Origin of the sequence: Schumannella soli, from assembly GCF_006517435.1 — a bacterium.
In the GTDB taxonomy this organism is placed as follows: Bacteria; Actinomycetota; Actinomycetes; order Actinomycetales; family Microbacteriaceae; genus Schumannella; species Schumannella soli.
Map to the genome: position 1 here is coordinate 1,323,627 of NZ_VHQG01000002.1, position 17,090 is coordinate 1,340,716.

The following is a 17,090-nucleotide window of genomic DNA, read 5'->3' on the forward strand; positions in this document are numbered from 1 at the left end:
CAGGAGAGTCGAGGTGCGCAGGTGACCGGATCGTCGTCGCGGGTGCCCGCGCTCGAGAACGGTCTGCGCATCCTCAGCCTGCTGGCCTCGACCGGGCCGCTGCCCGCCGCATCCATCGCCCAGCGCCTCGACCTGCCCCGTTCGAGCGTCTACCACCTGCTCAAAGTCGCCGAGCGCTCCGGATTCGTGCTGCGGCTCGCCGACGAGAACCGCTTCGGCCTGGGCGTCGCCGCGGCCGAGTTCGGCTCGGCGTACGCCCGGCAGGAGCCGCTCGCCCGCATCGCCCGCGTGCAGGTCGCGCGGCTCGTCGACCAGATCGGCGTCAGCGCGCACCTCGTCGTGCTGCACGGCCGCGACGTGCTCTACGTGATCGAGGAGCGCGCGCAGCACGCCCCCTGGCTCGTGACCGACGTGGATGTGCGCCTGCCCGCCACCCTCACCGCGAGCGGGCGCGCGATCCTCGCCGCGCTGCCGCCCGCTCAGCTGCGGGCCCTGTTCCCGAGTGCGGAGGCCTTCGTGCAGCGGCACACCGACCGGCCGAGCGTCACGAGCTACGCCGAGCTGCGCCGCGTTCTCGCCGAGGTGCGCCGGCGCGGATGGGCCGAGGAACGCGGCGACGTCACGCCCGGGCTGTCGTCGATCGCCGTTCCCGTGCTCGACCACCGCGACTGGCCCGTCGCCGGCCTCGCCCTCACCTTCCCCGACGACGCGACGGCCGCGACGGATCCCGCCGTCCTCGAGGACCTGGCCGCGCGCCTCGGCGCCGTCTCGGCCGAGATCTCACGTCGCCTCTACGCCTCGCGCGGCTGACCACCGCGCGCCACTGCCGCGGCGCGGCCTGCCCGCGCCCCTGTCGGCGGTCCGGCCTACGCTCGCGCCCATGACTCGACGTCGGAACCAGCCGTTCGATGCGCCGTCGCGCGGCGGATGCTGTGCCCCGAGCTGCGACGACGTCGCTGCCGTCGACGCGCTCGTGCCGCTCTGCGCGCACCATCTCGCGCTCGCGATCGACGGGGCGACCTCGGGAGTCGAGGATGCGCTGCCCGCTCCCTGCGTCGCCTGCGGCTCGCGTCTCGGGGTGCGCTACCCGAGCGGCTGGCTGTGCGCGGTGTGCGAGTGGCGCCACGGCGAGTTCCCCGACGACCTGGGCGAGCGCGGCGGCCGACCGCTGCGCCTCGACGTCGTCTACTACCTGCGCGTCGCCGAGGCGGGCGGCGGCGACCGTTTCAAGATCGGCACCTCGGGAAACCTCGGCCAGCGGATGCAGCAGCTCTGGCACGACGAGCTCGTCGCCATCGAGCGCGGCGACCGGCACCGCGAGCGCGCCCGGCACGCGCAGTTCGCGGCGACCCGCTTCGGCACGACCGAGTGGTTCGCCCGCTCCGACGAGCTGGACGCGCACGTGGCCGCGCTCTCGGCCGGGGTCGACGATCCCTGGCTGCTGCACGCGCGCTGGCGCAGCGAGGCGCTCGCGCTGCGCGGCTGATCGCCGGCGCGCCCTCGGCCGCCGCGCGGGCCCGCGCCTCACCGCAGGTACGCGTCGACGAACAGCTCTCCGCGGATCGCCCGCAGCTCATCCAGCAGCCGCGGCCAGAACGCCTTCGTCAGCCCGCTGACGAGCAGATCGTGCGGGCCGAGCGCCGGGAGCTTTCCGGTGCGGATGCGCACCACCTCCCAGCCGGCCGCCCGCACGGCGCGGTCCTTGCGCCGGTCGACGGCCTCGCGGCGACCGACGTGCTCGAGACCATGCCGCCCGGTGCTGTCGTACTCGATCGCGATCCGCAGCTCGGGCAGCAGCACGTCGGGCCAGGCCTCCACGTGATCGAAGAACGCCCGGCCGAGACGGATGGCGTTCGCGCTCTGGTCGAGGTCGAGCAGCTCGGCGAGGTGCTGGCGCAGCTCGCCCTCGACGACCGAAGCGGGCTTGGGAGCGCACACGCTGATGAAGGCCTCGCCGACGGGCAGCGCCGGCGTCTTCGCGCACAGCGGCCGGGCGGGCCTCGGGCGTGGGCGCGCGCGCGGGCGTGGGCGATCGACCGCCGCATCCATCTCGGAGGGCAGCCGCGGCCGCGCCGCCGGCCGCTTCAGCGCGAGCTCACGGCACTCGGGGCACCACGACGACCGGCGGCGTTCCCGCCCGGGTCGATCGCGCTGCTCCCCCGGGGTCGCGGCGAAGCGGTGCCCGGCATCGCACTCCCAGAGCAGCAGCACCTCGGCCGCGGGCGGGATCTGCGTCAGCGTGAAGCCGTGGTTGAGATCCGGGTGGTACTGCCGGATCAGCACCGGGTACGACGACCACGCCTCGCGATAGGTGCCGATCGGATACGGGATCTCGACCCCGCGCGAGAACTGGCGGCGCTGCCACCACTGCTCGACGGATTCGACCACGCTCGCACGCTAGGCGCGACCCCCGACACGGCGTCCATCCGTGGCGATCGGCGTCATCGCCGACCGCCTCTCAGCCCGCCGCGACCTCCGCGAACGGATCGTCGACCGCCGATCGGCTCTCAGCCTCCGGCGACCTCGGCGAGCGGCACGACCCGCGCCCCCGCATCCCGCAGCGCGGCCAGGAACGCCGTGTGCACGGTGCGCCCGTCGACGGTCGTGCCGCCGAACGCCAGGTCGGGCGCGGCGCAGCCGTCGGCGACGACCGTGACGTCGAAGCCGAGGTCGAGCGCGGCCCGCGTGGTCGCATCCACGCACATGCTCGTCATGAACCCGGCGATCGTCAGCGGCTCGGCGGCGGCGGGCTCGAGCTCGGCGGCGAGCGCGGTACCCGCGAAGGCGTTCGGCAGCGCCTTGGTCACGACGGTCTCGCCGGCGAGAGGCGCGGCGACGGCGTGGATCTCGGCCCCGTCGGTTCCGGCGACCAGGAATCCGGCGTCGGCATCCTGCTCGAGGTGCTGCACGTGCACGACCCGCTCGCCGCGACGGCGTGCGTCCGCGAGGGCGGCGGCGATGACGTGACCGGCGGCCTCCACGCCGACGAGCGGATACGCGCCGCCGGTGAAGTAGTCACGCTGAGCATCGATGATCAGGAGCGTCATGCGCTGAAGCTAGCCCACTAGCGTGACGCCATGACGACTTCCACCGCCGACCTCTTCGACGCGCGGGGCGACGAACTGCAGTCGCTCGCGTTGCCCCTGCACAACCTGGGCGGCATGCCGCGGTTCGAGGGAGCCGTCCGCACGGTGCGCTGCTTCGAGGACAACGCGCTTCTCAAGTCGATCCTGCAGACACCCGGAGACGGCGCCGTTCTCGTGATCGACGGCGGCGGCTCGCTCGCGACGGCGCTCATGGGCGATCTGATCGCGCAGCTCGCGGTCGACCACGGCTGGGCCGGCGCCGTCATCAACGGGTGCGTGCGCGACCGCGTCGCGCTCTCGACGATGCCGCTCGGCGTGAAGGCGCTGGGGTCGAATCCGCGCAAGAGCACGAAGACCGGTTCGGGTGACGCGGATATCGTGGTCGAGTTCGGCGGCGTGGTGTTCCGGCCCGGCACGCGGCTCTGGAGCGATGAAGACGGGATCCTGGTCGAGCGCTGAGCTGGGCTCGCTGCGATGCCACCGGGCCGCTCTCGCCGACGCCGGCTCGGCTCAGCGTCGCGGTTCCACCGGTGTGAGCAGTCCGTGCCGCTGGAACGCCTTCCAGACTCCGTCGTCGGCGACCGAGGCGGTCACCTCATCGGCCACCGCCTTGACCGCGCCATCGGCGTTGCCCATCGCGATGCCGAGGCCCGCGATCGCGATCATCTCGAAGTCGTTGGCGCTGTCGCCGATCGCGACGACGTCGTCGATCGACTCCCCGAGCCGCTCCAGCACGGCGAGGATCGCACTGCCCTTGTGCACGCCGACCGGGCTGACCTCGCCGCCGGACTCGCCGAGGAACGGGATCGACCCGGTGATGACGTGGAAGTGCTCGCCGAGCCCGTCACGCACGGTCGCGAAGGTCGTCGGGTCGTCGCCGAAGAACGTGATCTTCGCGATGCGGTCGAGCAGACCCGGGTCGCTCTCCCAGTCGCGCTCGACGAGGTGGATGTTCGCATCCTCGAACTCGGGTGCTCCGGTCCAGGCGCCGTAGCGCTCGAAGAACGGGCGCAGCCGATCGGCGAGTCCGGCGCTGGGATGCACGGCGTCGAAGCTCTGCAGCAGGAACTCGATGCCCCTCGCCTGCAGGAAGTCGATCGTCTCGACGACCCGCTCGCGCGGCATCGTGCGGGCGGCCACGAGCTCGCCGCCCAGCTCGACGAAGCCTCCGCCCGCGGTCACGTCGCCGTCGAAGCCGATGTCGGTGATGATCGTCGGGATCTCGGCCCGGGCCCGCCCGGTGCAGACGAACACGAGGTGCCCCGCCTCGCGCGCGCCCCGCACGGCCGCGACGGCACCGGGCGAGAGCCGCTCGCCGTGGTCGAGCAGGGTTCCGTCGACGTCGAGGAAGATCAGGCGGCGGCGCGTCGTCATGCCGCAACGCTAACGGGGCCGGGTGAAGCGCAGGTTGCGCTCGCCCGGCCCCGTCAGAGGATCAGCGGCTCCAGGCCGCGATGACCGCGCTCAGTCGGTGCCGAGGTCGAACGCTGCGCCGTCGTTGAGCGAGTCGAGCTTCGAGTCCTCCGCGTCGCCGCCGCCGAGGATGGCATCCGACTCGCCCGCCTCCAGCTGGCCGACGAGCTCGCCAGTCGCGCCGCCGATGAGGCCGGCCGCGGCGTACTGCTCGAGGCGCGAGCGCGAGTCGGCGATGTCGAGGTTGCGCATCGTGAGCTGGCCGATGCGGTCGTCGGGGCCGAAGGCGGCATCCCCCACGCGCTCCATCGACAGCTTCTCGGGCTGGTAGCTCAGCGCCGGGCCGGTGGTGTCGAGGATCGTGTAGTCGTCGCCGCGACGCAGGCGCAGCGTGACCTCGCCCGTGACGGCCGAGCCGACCCAGCGCTGCAGCGACTCGCGCAGCATGAGCGACTGCGGGTCGAGCCAGCGGCCCTCGTACATGAGGCGGCCGAGGCGGCGGCCCTCGGCGTGGTAGTTCGCGACCGTGTCCTCGTTGTGGATGGCGTTGAGCAGGCGCTCGTAGGTCACGTGCAGCAGGGCCATGCCGGGCGCCTCGTAGATGCCGCGCGACTTCGCCTCGATGATGCGGTTCTCGATCTGGTCGCTCGCGCCGAGACCGTGGCGTCCGCCGATCGCGTTCGCCTCGAGCACGAGGGCGACGGGGTCGGTGTACTCGACGCCGTTGATCGCGACCGGGCGACCGGCCTCGAAACGCACCGAGACCTCCTCGGTGGCGATCTCGACATCCTCGCGCCAGGAGGCGACGCCCATGATCGGCTCGACGATGTCGAGGCCCGAGCTCAGCTCCTCGAGGTTCTTCGCCTCGTGGGTGGCGCCCCAGATGTTCGCGTCGGTCGAGTAGGCCTTCTCGGTGGCGTCGCGGTAGGGGAAGCCGCGGGCGACGAGCCACTCGCTCATCTCCTTGCGTCCGCCGAGCTCGGTCACGAACGCCGCATCCAGCCAGGGCTTGTAGATGCGCAGGCGAGGGTTGGCCATGAGGCCGTAGCGGTAGAACCGCTCGATGTCGTTGCCCTTGTAGGTGGAGCCGTCGCCCCAGATGTCGACGCCGTCCTCCTTCATGGCGCGCACGAGCAGGGTGCCGGTGACGACACGGCCGAGCGGCGTGGTGTTGAAGTAGGTCTTGCCGCCCGAGCGGATGTGGAAGGCGCCGCACTGCAGCGCCGCCAGCCCCTCCTCGACGAGCGCGGCCTTCGCGTCGACGAGGCGGCCCTTCTCGGCGCCGTACTCGGCGGCGCGGCCGGGCACCGCGTCGATGTCGGGCTCGTCGTACTGGCCGATGTCGGCGGTGTAGGTGAAGGGGATCGCGCCCTTCTCGCGCATCCAGGCCACCGCGCAGGAGGTGTCGAGGCCTCCGGAGAACGCGATGCCGACGCGCTCGCCGACGGGGATGCTGCTCAGAACCTTGGTCACCCTCCGAGCGTAGAGCCTGCGCGGGTGCACGCCGAACGCAGGCACCCGCGCGAGCGACGGCTCGGACGGCCGCGCGCTCAGCTCGCCGGACGGCTGAACAGGTTGACGAGGTTGCCGTCGGGGTCGCGCAGCAGCGCCGAGCGGTTGCCCCAGGGCATCGTGCTCGGCGCCAGCGCGACCGTCGAGGGATCGGGCGCGATGCGCGCGAACTCGCCGTCGACATCCGCCACCTCGAACTCGACGATCACCGAGCGGTTGGCGGCGGTGGCGACGCCGTCGCCGAGCATCGCCACGGTCTGCGGGCTCGCGATCGCGAGGGTGGCGTCGCCGCCCGAGAACTGCGCGAACAGAGGACTGGGGCGCGCGGCGGTGCTGCGGGTGACGGTCTCGTAGAACGCGGTGAGGGCGTCGACGTCGTCGGTGATGATGCGGATGGAGGCGAAGCTCATGGGGTCTCTTCCGGTCGGGCCGGCGGGCCGGGTGCCGCCGTCGCAATCGAGTCTGCGCTCGGGGTGCGACAACGTCCTGTCGGTGTTTCCGGAACTCGTGCGACTCGAGTCGCCCGCGTCCTCATCCCCGTTCAGCCCAGTTCGTCGCCGATCGAGCGCAGCGTGCCGAAGGGGATGTCGAGATCGTCGCGACTCAGCGTGCGCCGCGGCGGCCGCTCCTCGGTCAGCTCGGCCGAGACCATCCGGTCGCCGCGGAAGGCCCGCACCCCGTCGCGCAGCCGGCACCAGGCGATCAGGTACCACGCGCCGTCCTTGCCGATCGTGCCGAGCGGCTCGACCTCGCGGCGGGTGACGACGCCGTCCTTGTCGCGGTAGTGCAGCACCATCACGCGATCCGAGCGCAGTGATTCGGCGAAGGCCGGCGGCACCGCCTCGACCTCGTCGGGTTCGAGCAGGTGGATGCGCGACGCGAGCGCGGTGGCCCGGCGCGCATCCTCGTCGGGCATGACCGCGAGCACTTTGCGCAGGGCGGTGCCGGCGGCCGCGCCGAAGGGTCCGCGGGTCAGCGAGCCCAGTCCGATCATGACCGCGAGCGCCTCGTCGGCCGTGAAGCCCATCGGGCCGAGCGTCGCGGCCGGATCGATCGTGTACCCGCCGGTGCGCCCCGGCTGAGCCCAGATCGGCACACCCGCCTGCTGCAGGGCGGCGAGGTCGCGCTCGACGGTGCGCACCGAGACCTCGAAGCGCTCGGCGAGGGTGCGGGCGCTGCGCGAGCGCGGAGCCGCCGCACGCAGCTCCTCGACGAGGGCGTAGAGGCGGTCGGTGCGGTTCACCTCAGGAGCTCGCGGCGCGCTGATCGATCGTGTCGATCGAGATCTCCTCCGAGTCGAGGGCGGCGCGCATGATCTCGATCGCCTCCGAGGAGTAGGCGCCGCGCTCGTAGGCGTCGCGCAGCGCATCCTTCTCGGCGACGAGCTGCACGCGCCGCAGACGCTGGAACTGCACGACGTGGTTGTCGGGCTGGGTGAGGTCGGTCTCGGCCCAGATCTCAAGCCGGCCGATCCAGGTTTCCGACTGCGCCGCGACCTCGTCGACGACCTCCTTCGGAACCGGCGCCGCGGTCGTGGCGGCCCGCGCGACCTCGGCCGCGACCGCGGTGTCGCCGGCGGTCTTCAGGCTGCGTCGCAGTTCGAGCACCTGCGCGCGCTCGCCGAGATCCACATCCCCCGGCGGACGCACGGCCCGCACGACCGCCGGCAGCAGCAGGCCCTGCACGACGAGGGTGAGGATTGCGACGGCGAAGGCGACGAGCACGAGCGCCTCGCGCATCGGCTGGTCGTCGGGGATCGTCTGCACGGCCGCGACGGTGACGACGCCGCGCATGCCCGACAGTCCGAGGATGATGCCGTCGCGCCAGCTCAGCGCCTGGTCTCGCTCGGCGCTGAGGTCGTTGTTCTGCTGCTCGATGCGGCGCAGCAGGTTCTGGAACCCCTTCGAGAACCGCGCCCGACTGCTCTCGTCGAGCTGCGGGGGCTCGGCCGGAGGGTTGCGCTCGAGCTCGTCGAGCTGCGCCATGATGCGGTCGCGCTCGGCCTTGTCCTTCTTCGTGACGAGTCCGAAGCGGGCCCGCACGCCGCGGGTCAGGCTGCGCCAGGGCGACAGCTTCACGCCCAGCTCGCGCATGCTGGCCGCGCGGCGCTGGAACTCCTCCTCGGTGAGTCCGTCGAATCGCGCATTGCGCCGTTCGGCGTCGGCCGAGCGCTTGCGGTAGCGCCGGCGGATCGTCCACAGCAGCAGCGGCATGGCCGCGAAGCGCACCCCGACCAGCAGCACGATCACGAGCCCGGCGACGCCGAGCACGCCCGGCAGATCCCCGTCGCCGGCGACGGCGCCGATGACCGGCCACAGCTGGAACCCCATGAAGAGGAACACGCCGTTCTCGAGCAGCATCGTGACGACGTGCCAGGTGTTCGTCTCGGCCGCTCGGAACGTCGCCGGGATGCGGTACGCGCCCTGGTTGCCGATGATGATGCCCGCCACGACGACCGCGACGACGCCCGAGGAGTGCACGGCCTCGCCAGCGAGGTAGGCGACGAAGGGCACCACGAGCGAGACCGCCGTGTCGAGCACGCCGTCGGTGATCCGCTTGCGCAGGAACAGCGTGAGCGCGGCGAGCAGGATGCCGATCACGAGCGCGCCGACGACCGCCCAGAGGAAGGTGAGCACGACCATCCACCCGCTCGGCGAGGCCGCGTGCACGTCGACGATCGAGAGCATCGTGGCGAGCAGCACCAGCGCCGTCGCGTCGTTGACGAGCCCCTCGCCTTCGAGGATCGTGACGATGCGCGGCGGGAGTCCGAGCCGCTTGCCGAGGCTCGTCGCGGCCACGGCATCCGGCGGCGCGACGACCGCGCCGAGCGCGACGCCGAGCGCGAGCGGCACCGTCACCCAGAGCAAGCTCACCGCGACCCCGACGAGCACCGCCGACACCACCACGAGGATCACGGCGAGGAACGCGATCACCCGCAGATTGCGCCGGAAGTCGACGAACGGCACCTGCCGCGCGGCCGCGTAGAGCAGCGGCGGCAGGATGACCGTCAGCACCAGGTCGGGTTCGATCTCGAAGTGCGGGATCGACGGGATCGCCCCGAGCCCCACGCCCACGACGGTCAGCGCGAGCGGCGCCGCCACCCCGATGCGCCCCGCGAAGAACGACACGACCCCCACGACGAGCACGACGCCGACGACCACCAAGACGATGAGGTGGATGCTCTCCATCACGTCAGGCTAGCGAGCGGGGTGCGCCGCGGAGATGCGTGTCAGCCATCGTCAGGTATGCACCAGATTGTCGACCTCGAACGCCGTGCACCGCGCCGCGTGAGCACTGAAGATCAGGGACACGCGCCGCGGACCTCTGCAATTCCGAGAGCTGAGCCGGTGCTCGCGAGAGAATTAGGACATGTCAGTGGAGCTCCTCGCCGTCAATGCTGTCGTAGACCGCATCGCTGCTTGTCCGCGACTCGCACCTGACATCAAGTCGGGAGACAAGACGCCCATGACTGATGGTCACATCGACTTCTATCGCTCGGACAAGCAGAACAACAAGACGCTCGAGGGTCGCGTCACGGTGCAGGTCAAGGGTCGAGTCACCGCGGCGAGGGTCAAGGCTTCCCGCCTCACAAAGTCGTTTCCAGTCGAGCGTGAAGTACTCCAGTTCTTCCGCAATCACGGTGGAGGAATATATTTCTACGTACCAATGCGCGAGGGCGGAGTAGAGCGCGAGGTCTTCTACGTGAATCTGCTTCCATTCAAGATAGACCGACTCCTAGAAGGCAAACCCGCCGCACAAAAGTCGTTTTCGGTCAAAATGACGAGGCTTCCCGAAGAGGCGTCAAAAATCGAGGGCGCGATCCGACTCGCTTGGAGCGGGCGCATCCAGGTTTCCGCGTCGAGCGGAAATGATCACCTATTGAGGCAAGCAGAAAAGCTGACTGTGCACTCACTCGTCGGGTTCGACGAGAATCGTCCCACTCGTCTCGCGCTGGAAGAAACCGACTACGTCATTGTTGCTCACTTGCCGGGAGGCATCGAAGTGGCTCTAGATGCGGATCTGGATATTCTTCCGCACGAGTATACGGAGCGCGACCTCGCTGTGCCGATCGCATGCGGCGGTGTGGAATTTAATAACGCAACGGGTCGCCGACTCGATCCGACCACTACCTTAGTTCGCCTCTCCTCCGGACTTGAAATTCGGCTCGAAGCCGACGGCGGAACGATAAAGACGAATCTTAACCTCACGCGCGAAGGCTCATTCAAAGCGCAAGCGAAGAACTTCGATTTCATGCTGGCAGTCGCGGCTGGCAATCCATTACGGATCGGCGATGAACTGAACGCGCAGCAAGATGGCGACCAGAGCATGAAGGGCGAGTTCGAGAGTATTCGAAAGGAGCTATCGCTACTCATCGAGCTATTCGACGAATTTGAAATTGATGATGAATTCAGCACGCAGCTTGAACTCGATGTCGATTTGCGAAGGATGCTCCTCGCTTTGCATCAAGGAATCGTGCAGGACCGACCTGTTCAAGGAAGCTCCGATGGGACTGGACGGTTCGACGTCTCGCTCGGCAACTTCAAAATCATGCTGATCATGATGCCCGCTGAGGACGGAGGATTTCGCCGGATTGTGGATCCGTTTGACCCGACGAAGCGCGAACGTTTCCGCATTTACCGGCTAGTTGACGATAGCGCTCCGGAAATCATCGATTGGGGAACCGTGTATGAATCTGTGTCCACCGAAGATATGGCTACTATCCTAAACCTCAGGTTGAGCAACGTAGTGGAAGCCTATTCAAACCTCCGAGACCGTGCCGATGCTCTTGCAAAGGCAAACCTCATGGCACTTCGACTTCTTGCCGCCGCCGACATTGCTACCGAGGGAACCCACCGTTCCGGCCTTTTACGAGGCGCCCTCGATCTTTGCCAGTGGCTGATCGCGGAGGATCCCGACTCGCTTATTCACCAGGTGAATCGATGGCAGACCCTTTATCGACGCGGCGAACTTGGAGCCGAAGATCGGCGGGAAATCCGTGTCGCGCGACGTAATCTGGACGTGAGTGGGATCCAGGGCCGGGAACTCGAAGCATGCATGCTCATTTTGCTTGGAGAAGCGGAGGAACTTCAGATTGTCATCGAAGAGTTCGACGATGAGGAGATGGAGAAGATCCGTAGCTGGCCAGTGTGGACTCTGGCCGAGTCGGGGCGGAGGGCCACCGCCGCACTTGAGCAGTAGCTGAAATCTATTCGAGTTGAGCGATTGCGACGAGAGACCATGAGGTCCACTTCGCCGACCGCACCCAGAGGGCTCCGCCCCAGCTGCTAACTGGGAGCGTCATGTGCCCCATGCACGGTCGAGCAAGATTACAAGAATGTGTCGGGCTGACAGGATTTGAACCTGCGACCCCCTGACCCCCAGTCAGGTGCGCTACCAAGCTGCGCCACAGCCCGTGGCTTCGCGTCGGATCACTCCGGCACGATGAGCAAGCCTACCGGACGCGGAGGCCGGCGGAGTACACGTCCCCGCGTCGGGCGCGCCCGCGTCGGCGGCTCAGTCGAGCTGGTCGCCGTCGACGTAGACCCAGAGGCCGTCGACACGGACGAAGCGCGAGCGCTCGTGCATCAGGCCCACGCCGTCGGCACCGCGGAACGACGCGCGGAACTCGACCTCGCCCTGATCGGCATCCTCGCCGCCGCCCTGGGTGTCGACGATCTGCAGGCGGCGCCAGACGACCTCGTCGTCGAGATCGAGCTCAGCAGGACGCGTTGACGGGTGCCAGCTGCGGCGCAGGTAGTAGAGCAGGCCGAGCGCGAAGGCGCTGAACCTCGACCGCATCAGCCGCTCCGCCGTCGGCGCGGCGACGACGCCGGCGTGGATCGGCCCGCAGCACTCCGCGTAGAGCCCGCCGCCGCACGGGCAGTCGAGCGGCGGATCCGCTGCCGCCCGGGTGTCAGCGGCACTCCGGGTCATCCCTGAATTCACCTGGTGATCATCCCTGATCCATCCTTGCTTCGTCGGACCGACTCCCCCGGTTTTGCTGGACTCGCGGCGTCGGAGTACAGCTCGGGGAGCTGAGCAATCCACTGCTGCCACGAGATCCGAAAGTCTCGCAGTATTGACACGCCCCCCGAGCGAGGGCCAACCTACTTACCACCGGTGAACGATCTCCCCCGATCTCGTCGCCGATCAGCATCACCCGACTGCACCACCGAACGCCCCGAACACCCGCATCGGACGCTCCGCGGTTCTCGCCCAAGAACCCCCCGAACGCGATAACTCGAAAGACCGCGCGACCCCTCGCGCGGCCTGCCCGCCACGACGGCTCGGCAGGATCGAGAAATCCCGACGGTCTGCACCCCGAACCTGACGCCTCTCGCATCCCGCTGAACCGCCAGCACGACGACGCGGTTCGCCCCGACTCGTCTGCTCTGGAAAGTCGCCCCCACCTTTCTGGATCGGATCCCGATGCCCTCCCGCCCCCTCGGCGCGCTCGCGCGTCCCGTCGCCCCCGCGACGCGCTGCGCTGACCGCGCCGCCGCCGTGCACAGCGACGACCGGAGCGGCCGCCGGGGCGCCACCGATCAGATCGCCTCCGGAGTTCGAGGGGATGTGCGCTCATGACCGCGCACGACCCCACCGCCTCGGGCGTCGGCGTCACCGGCGTCGCCGGCCCCTCCTCATCCCTTCTTTCGAGCGTCGCGTCACGGCTGACGTCGCCGCTCGCGAGCGACCCGGACTGGGTGCGTCGGCTGCGCCGCCGCATCTCGGTCACGGACACGCTCATCGTGGCCTCGGCGGTGATCACCGGCTCTTGGGCGAGCCGCATCGTTGAGCCGGGCCGGCCGGCAGCGACCCAGTACGTGGAGTGGAGCCTCCTCGTGCTGATCGCCGTCGGCTGGCTCGGATTGCTCTCCCTGGCGCATACCCGCGACAGCCGCACGGTCGGAGTCGGCACCGCCGAGTACCGCCGCGTGGTCACCGCGAGCGTCGGTTCGTTCGCCGCCTACGCGACGCTGCTCGCGCTGGTCGACCACGGCGACACCCTCCCGGTCGGCGTCGGCGTCTTCGCCGGCGGCACCACCGCGCTGCTCATCGGACGGTGGGCGTGGCGCACCTGGCTCGGCGGGCAGCGCGCCGCTGGCCGCTACCTCTCGACGGCGATCGTCGTCGGCCCTCGACGTGAGGCCGAGCACGTGATCGCCCAGATCGAGAGCCGCCGCAGTGCGGGCTATCGCGTGATCGGCGCGGCCATCCCCCGGGCCAAGCGCCGTCACCTCGAGGTCGCGGGCGAACGCATCTCCCTCGTCGCCGACCTCGAGACGGTCGCGGATGCCGCGGCGCGCCTCGGTGTGGATGCCGTCATCGTCGCCGGCATCCCCACCGGGGATCGGCAGTACATCCGCCAGCTCAGCTGGGACCTCGAAGGCACCGTCACCGAGCTCGTGCTCGCCTCCGCGCTGACCGACGTGGCCGGTCCGCGCATCCACATCAGCCCCGTCGAGGGTCTGCCCCTCATGCACGTCGAGCTGCCGCAATTCCGCGGTGCCCGCCACGTGCTCAAGCGCGCGCTCGACATCGTGCTCGCCGGCGGCGGCGTGCTCGCCCTGGCCCCGCTCATCGGCGTCATCGCCCTCGCAGTGCGGCTCGACAGCCCCGGACCGGTGCTGTTCCGGCAGGAGCGCGTCGGGCTCGGCGGCTCGCGCTTCCCGATGCTCAAGTTCCGGTCGATGGTGGTGGATGCCGAGGCGCGCCTCGCCGCACTGCAGCAGACCTCCGACGGCAACGGCGTGCTGTTCAAGATGCGCGCCGACCCGCGGGTGACCCGCGTCGGCCGCATCCTGCGCCGCTGCTCGCTCGACGAGCTGCCGCAGCTGTTCAACATCCTCGCCGGCCACATGAGCCTCGTCGGCCCGCGGCCCCCGCTGCCCTCCGAGGTGGAGGGCTACCAGAGCCACGTGCAGCGCCGGCTCTTCATCAAGCCCGGCCTGACCGGGATGTGGCAGGTCGGCGGCCGCTCCGACCTCGACTGGGACGAGAGCGTTCGCCTCGACCTCTACTACGTCGAGAACTGGTCGATCACCGGAGACCTGCTGCTGCTCTGGCGCACGGTCAAGGTCGTCGTGCGCGGAACGGGGGCCTACTGATGCGCGTCGGATACGCCGCCGGGGCCTTCGACCTCTTCCACGTCGGCCACCTCAACATCCTCAAGCACGCGCGCAGCCAGTGCGACCGGCTGATCGCCGGGGTCGTCAGCGACGAGAAGCTGCTGCAGACGAAGGGCATCACTCCGGTCATCCCCCTCGCGGAGCGCCTCGAGATCGTCGGCAGCATGCGCTACGTCGACGAAGCCGTCGTCGAAGACGGCAGCAAGCTCGACATGTGGCACGACCTGCGCTTCGACCTGTTCTTCAAAGGCGACGACTGGCGCGGCACCGAGAAGGGCCGTCAGGTCGAGGCCGAGATGGGCGCCGTCGGCGTCGAGGTCGTCTACTTCCCCTACACGATGTCGACCTCGAGCACCTCGCTGCGGCGGGCGCTCGACGACATCGCCCTCCTCGCCAGCGGCCGCCGACCCGGCGACCCCGGCGATCCCGAGCAGCTCGCCTCACAGGGTGCGGTCTCATGAGGTGCTCTCCACAGAACTCCGGACGCACGCCCCACCGCGTCCCCTCCCACGTCGTCGTGGGGGTGCCGGTCCTCGGCGTCGTAGCAGGCGTGAGCGCTCACGTCTCGGGGCAGGCGCCGCCCGGATCCACCCTCACGGCGGCTTCCCGCGATCGGAACCCAGCCGAACCGGGTCGCACAGCTCTCGTGTGATCCCGGGAGCGGGAACGGGGTCGCGGCGCCGGGGACAGCGCCGCGGCCCCGTACCGAGCGCGCCGCGCGCGCCTGGTCCGCCAGCGATCAGTCCGCCGGCGATCAGTTCGCCAGCGCTCAGTCCGGCAGCGTTCAGTTCGCCAGCGCTCAGTCGTGCGCGGCCGCGACCGGCTTCGGGAACGCCTCGCGGAAGCGATCGCTCGTGAGGATGTCGCCCACGCCGATGAGCAGCAGGCTGAACAGGATCTGCTCGAACACCATCCACAGCGGATAGATCCCCGGGATCGCCGCGATCACGAGCGTCACGATCGGGAAGACCCGGCTGAACAGACGCAGACGCGAGTAGGCCCAGTACCAGCCGAGCCACGCCCGCCAGGCGAAGTAGAGCAGCGTCGCCGTGATCGCGAGCACCGCGATCGAACGGAACCAGACCGCCGGGGGTTCGACGGTCCCGACCGCGGCCAGCACGATCGCGACGACCAGAGCCGCCGCGCCGATCACGACCTCGCCGGTGAGGATCCAGAAGATCCCCGCGAAGCCGCGGCGCAGTCGCGCATCCCCCTCGAAGTCCGGGTGCATGCGCCGCGCCGCGAGCCGCCCGCCGCCGACCCGGTCGAGCCGACGCCAGACGGGCTCGGCGGGCGCCAGCAGCCGGCTCGCCGCATCCACGAAGCGCAGCATCGCGCGGATCATCGCAGCACCCTCACCGCAGCTCGGTCTCGGCGGCGCTCAGGAGCGCTTGCGCTTCTCACGCACGCGCATGTTGACCTGGATCGGCGTGCCCTCGAAGCCGTAGACCTCGCGCAGGCGACGCGTGATGAAGCGGCGGTAGCCGGGGTCGAGGAAGCCGCTCGTGAACAGCACGAAGGTCGGCGGGCGGGTCGAGGCCTGCGTGCCGAAGAGGATGCGCGGCTGCTTTCCGCTGCGCACCGGGTGCGGGTGCTCGGCGGCGAGCTCGGCGAGCAGTGCGTTGAACTTGCCGGTCGGGATGCGGGTGTCCCACGACTCGAGCGCGACGTTGAGCGCTGGCACGAGCTTCTCGAGGTGACGTCCGGTGCGGGCCGAGATGTTGACGCGCGGGGCCCAGGCGACGTGCGCGAGGTCCTGCTCGATCTCGCGCTCGAGGTAGCGGCGGCGGTCGTCGTCGAGCAGATCCCACTTGTTGTAGGCGAGCACGAGCGCACGACCCGACTCGAGCACGAGGTCGATGATGCGCAGGTCCTGCACCGAGACGGGCTCGGTCACGTCGATCACGACGATCGCGACCTCGGCCTTCTCGAGCGCGGCCGAGGTGCGCAGCGAGGCGTAGAAGTCGGCGCCCTGCTGCAGGTGCACGCGCTTGCGGATGCCGGCGGTGTCGACGAAGCGCCAGATCGTTCCGCCGAGCTCGATCTGCTCGTCGACGGGGTCGCGGGTCGTGCCGGCGAGCTCGTTGACGACGACGCGCTCCTCGCCCGCGGCCTTGTTGAGCAGCGAGCTCTTGCCGACGTTCGGGCGGCCGAGGATGGCGACGCGGCGGGGTCCGCCGATCTCCTCCTTGGCGACGGCCGAGATCTCGGGCAGCACGGTCATGACGTGGTCGAGCAGGTCGTAGACGCCGCGGCCGTGCAAGGCGGAGACGGGCCAGGGCTCGCCGAGGCCGAGGCCCCAGAGAACGGCGGCCTCGGGGTCGCGGATCGCGTCGTCGGCCTTGTTCGCGACGAGGATGACGGGCTTGTGGGCGGCGCGCAGCATCCGCACGACGTGCTCGTCGGTCGCGGTGGCGCCGACGTTGACGTCGACGACGAACAGCACGGCGTCGGCCAGGTCGACGGCGACCTCGGCCTGCGCGGCGACGGAGGCGTTGATGCCCTGCGCGTCGGGCTCCCAGCCGCCGGTGTCGACGAGCGTGAAGCGGCGACCGAGCCACTCGGCCTTGTAGGAGACGCGGTCGCGCGTGACGCCGGGCACATCCTCGACGACGGCCTCACGGCGGCCGAGGATCCGGTTCACGAGCGCCGACTTGCCGACGTTCGGTCGTCCGACGATCGCGAGCACCGGCAGCGCCGGCAGGTAGTAGATGCCCTCGGGTCCCTCGGCCGAGGCCTCGAGCAGCTCGAGGTCCTCCTCGTCGAGGTCGAAGTCGTCGAGTCCGGCGCGCAGCGAGGCGGCGCGCTGCTCGGCTTCGGCGTCATCGAGCGCGTCGAGTCGCTCGGCGTAGTCGACTCCGTCGTCGCCGACGAGGCTGTCGTCGAACTCCGGCTCGTCGCCGGAGCCGCCCGAGCCGCCGGCTCCGGTCGAGGTGATGTCGTCGCGGGC

At 70.0% G+C, this 17,090-nt stretch carries 16 protein-coding genes and 1 tRNA gene; 6 read left to right on the forward strand and 11 right to left on the reverse strand.

Annotation, left to right across the window (positions count from 1 at the left end; all coding sequences use genetic code 11):
• Positions 1-21 precede the first annotated feature (21 nt).
• Together FJ657_RS11815 and FJ657_RS11820 are read left to right on the forward strand one after the other, a co-directional pair.
• Complete coding sequence (locus tag FJ657_RS11815) at positions 22-810, forward strand: IclR family transcriptional regulator (protein ID WP_141163802.1); 789 nt, start codon at positions 22-24, stop codon at positions 808-810.
• Positions 811-880: 70 nt separating this feature from the next.
• Complete coding sequence (locus FJ657_RS11820) at positions 881-1,486, forward strand: GIY-YIG nuclease family protein (protein ID WP_255447286.1); 606 nt, start codon at positions 881-883, stop codon at positions 1,484-1,486.
• Between the two features lie 38 nt (positions 1,487-1,524).
• Here the strand turns inward: FJ657_RS11820 and FJ657_RS11825 are convergent, their stop codons facing one another.
• Positions 1,525-2,388 carry a zinc-ribbon domain-containing protein gene (locus FJ657_RS11825; RefSeq protein WP_141163803.1) on the reverse strand — a complete coding sequence of 288 codons (864 nt, stop codon included), beginning with the start codon at positions 2,386-2,388 and terminating at the stop codon, positions 1,525-1,527.
• A 119-nt stretch (positions 2,389-2,507) separates the two neighbouring features.
• A complete protein-coding gene (locus FJ657_RS11830) occupies positions 2,508-3,047 on the reverse strand; it encodes an isochorismatase family protein (protein ID WP_141163804.1) in 540 nt (179 codons plus the stop codon).
• Positions 3,048-3,077: 30 nt separating this feature from the next.
• Between FJ657_RS11830 and rraA the strand changes: the two genes are divergently transcribed.
• Positions 3,078-3,545, forward strand: coding sequence for a ribonuclease E activity regulator RraA (rraA, locus tag FJ657_RS11835; protein WP_141163805.1), 468 nt, complete (start codon positions 3,078-3,080; stop codon positions 3,543-3,545).
• Between the two features lie 51 nt (positions 3,546-3,596).
• Here the strand turns inward: rraA and FJ657_RS11840 are convergent, their stop codons facing one another.
• The 5 genes from FJ657_RS11840 to FJ657_RS11860 form a co-directional block, all read right to left on the reverse strand.
• Entirely contained in the window at positions 3,597-4,460 is an 864-nt protein-coding gene (locus FJ657_RS11840) for an HAD family hydrolase (RefSeq protein ID WP_141163806.1), read from the reverse strand.
• Between the two features lie 90 nt (positions 4,461-4,550).
• Positions 4,551-5,972 carry an argininosuccinate synthase gene (argG, locus tag FJ657_RS11845; RefSeq protein WP_141163807.1) on the reverse strand — a complete coding sequence of 474 codons (1,422 nt, stop codon included), beginning with the start codon at positions 5,970-5,972 and terminating at the stop codon, positions 4,551-4,553.
• A gap of 77 nt (positions 5,973-6,049) precedes the next feature.
• Positions 6,050-6,421 (reverse strand): VOC family protein, encoded by a 372-nt coding sequence (locus FJ657_RS11850; protein WP_141163808.1) that lies wholly within the window; start codon positions 6,419-6,421, stop codon positions 6,050-6,052.
• 131 nt (positions 6,422-6,552) lie between these two features.
• On the reverse strand, positions 6,553-7,254 hold the full coding sequence (locus tag FJ657_RS11855) for a helix-turn-helix transcriptional regulator (protein WP_141163809.1): 702 nt from the start codon (positions 7,252-7,254) through the stop codon (positions 6,553-6,555).
• A 1-nt stretch (position 7,255) separates the two neighbouring features.
• Positions 7,256-9,199, reverse strand: a complete 1,944-nt coding sequence (locus FJ657_RS11860) for a cation:proton antiporter (protein ID WP_141163810.1) — start codon at positions 9,197-9,199, stop codon at positions 7,256-7,258.
• A gap of 181 nt (positions 9,200-9,380) precedes the next feature.
• Between FJ657_RS11860 and FJ657_RS11865 the strand changes: the two genes are divergently transcribed.
• Positions 9,381-11,210: a hypothetical protein gene (locus FJ657_RS11865; RefSeq protein ID WP_141163811.1), complete on the forward strand. Its 1,830-nt coding sequence runs from the start codon at positions 9,381-9,383 to the stop codon at positions 11,208-11,210.
• A gap of 141 nt (positions 11,211-11,351) precedes the next feature.
• On the opposite strand, the gene FJ657_RS11870 is transcribed toward FJ657_RS11865, so the two are convergent.
• Together FJ657_RS11870 and FJ657_RS11875 are read right to left on the reverse strand one after the other, a co-directional pair.
• Positions 11,352-11,425, reverse strand: a tRNA-Pro gene (locus FJ657_RS11870).
• 100 nt (positions 11,426-11,525) lie between these two features.
• On the reverse strand, positions 11,526-11,945 hold the full coding sequence (locus tag FJ657_RS11875) for a YchJ family protein (RefSeq protein WP_141163812.1): 420 nt from the start codon (positions 11,943-11,945) through the stop codon (positions 11,526-11,528).
• Between the two features lie 647 nt (positions 11,946-12,592).
• Here FJ657_RS11875 and FJ657_RS11880 point away from each other — a divergent pair.
• Positions 12,593-14,119: a sugar transferase gene (locus FJ657_RS11880; protein ID WP_141163813.1), complete on the forward strand. Its 1,527-nt coding sequence runs from the start codon at positions 12,593-12,595 to the stop codon at positions 14,117-14,119.
• Positions 14,119-14,601: an FAD synthase family protein gene (locus FJ657_RS11885; protein ID WP_141163814.1), complete on the forward strand. Its 483-nt coding sequence runs from the start codon at positions 14,119-14,121 to the stop codon at positions 14,599-14,601. The genes FJ657_RS11880 and FJ657_RS11885 overlap by 1 nt, the downstream gene beginning before the upstream one ends.
• Positions 14,602-14,939: 338 nt before the next feature.
• Here FJ657_RS11885 and FJ657_RS11890 read toward each other — a convergent pair whose 3' ends face one another.
• Together FJ657_RS11890 and der are read right to left on the reverse strand one after the other, a co-directional pair.
• Positions 14,940-15,485 (reverse strand): hypothetical protein, encoded by a 546-nt coding sequence (locus FJ657_RS11890; RefSeq protein ID WP_255447287.1) that lies wholly within the window; start codon positions 15,483-15,485, stop codon positions 14,940-14,942.
• Positions 15,486-15,521: 36 nt separating this feature from the next.
• Positions 15,522-17,078 (reverse strand): ribosome biogenesis GTPase Der, encoded by a 1,557-nt coding sequence (der, locus tag FJ657_RS11895; protein ID WP_141164023.1) that lies wholly within the window; start codon positions 17,076-17,078, stop codon positions 15,522-15,524.
• Positions 17,079-17,090 lie beyond the last annotated feature (12 nt).

Coding starts and splice junctions, on each gene's coding strand:
- FJ657_RS11820 (WP_255447286.1), top strand. CDS start 881: ATGACTCGACGTCGGAACCAGCCGTTCGATGCGCCGTCGCGCGGCGGA.
- FJ657_RS11830 (WP_141163804.1), bottom strand. CDS start 3,047: ATGACGCTCCTGATCATCGATGCTCAGCGTGACTACTTCACCGGCGGC.
- rraA (WP_141163805.1), top strand. CDS start 3,078: ATGACGACTTCCACCGCCGACCTCTTCGACGCGCGGGGCGACGAACTG.
- FJ657_RS11840 (WP_141163806.1), bottom strand. CDS start 4,460: ATGACGACGCGCCGCCGCCTGATCTTCCTCGACGTCGACGGAACCCTG.
- FJ657_RS11850 (WP_141163808.1), bottom strand. CDS start 6,421: ATGAGCTTCGCCTCCATCCGCATCATCACCGACGACGTCGACGCCCTC.
- FJ657_RS11860 (WP_141163810.1), bottom strand. CDS start 9,199: ATGGAGAGCATCCACCTCATCGTCTTGGTGGTCGTCGGCGTCGTGCTC.
- FJ657_RS11865 (WP_141163811.1), top strand. CDS start 9,381: ATGTCAGTGGAGCTCCTCGCCGTCAATGCTGTCGTAGACCGCATCGCT.
- FJ657_RS11875 (WP_141163812.1), bottom strand. CDS start 11,945: ATGACCCGGAGTGCCGCTGACACCCGGGCGGCAGCGGATCCGCCGCTC.
- FJ657_RS11880 (WP_141163813.1), top strand. CDS start 12,593: ATGACCGCGCACGACCCCACCGCCTCGGGCGTCGGCGTCACCGGCGTC.
- FJ657_RS11885 (WP_141163814.1), top strand. CDS start 14,119: ATGCGCGTCGGATACGCCGCCGGGGCCTTCGACCTCTTCCACGTCGGC.
- FJ657_RS11890 (WP_255447287.1), bottom strand. CDS start 15,485: ATGATCCGCGCGATGCTGCGCTTCGTGGATGCGGCGAGCCGGCTGCTG.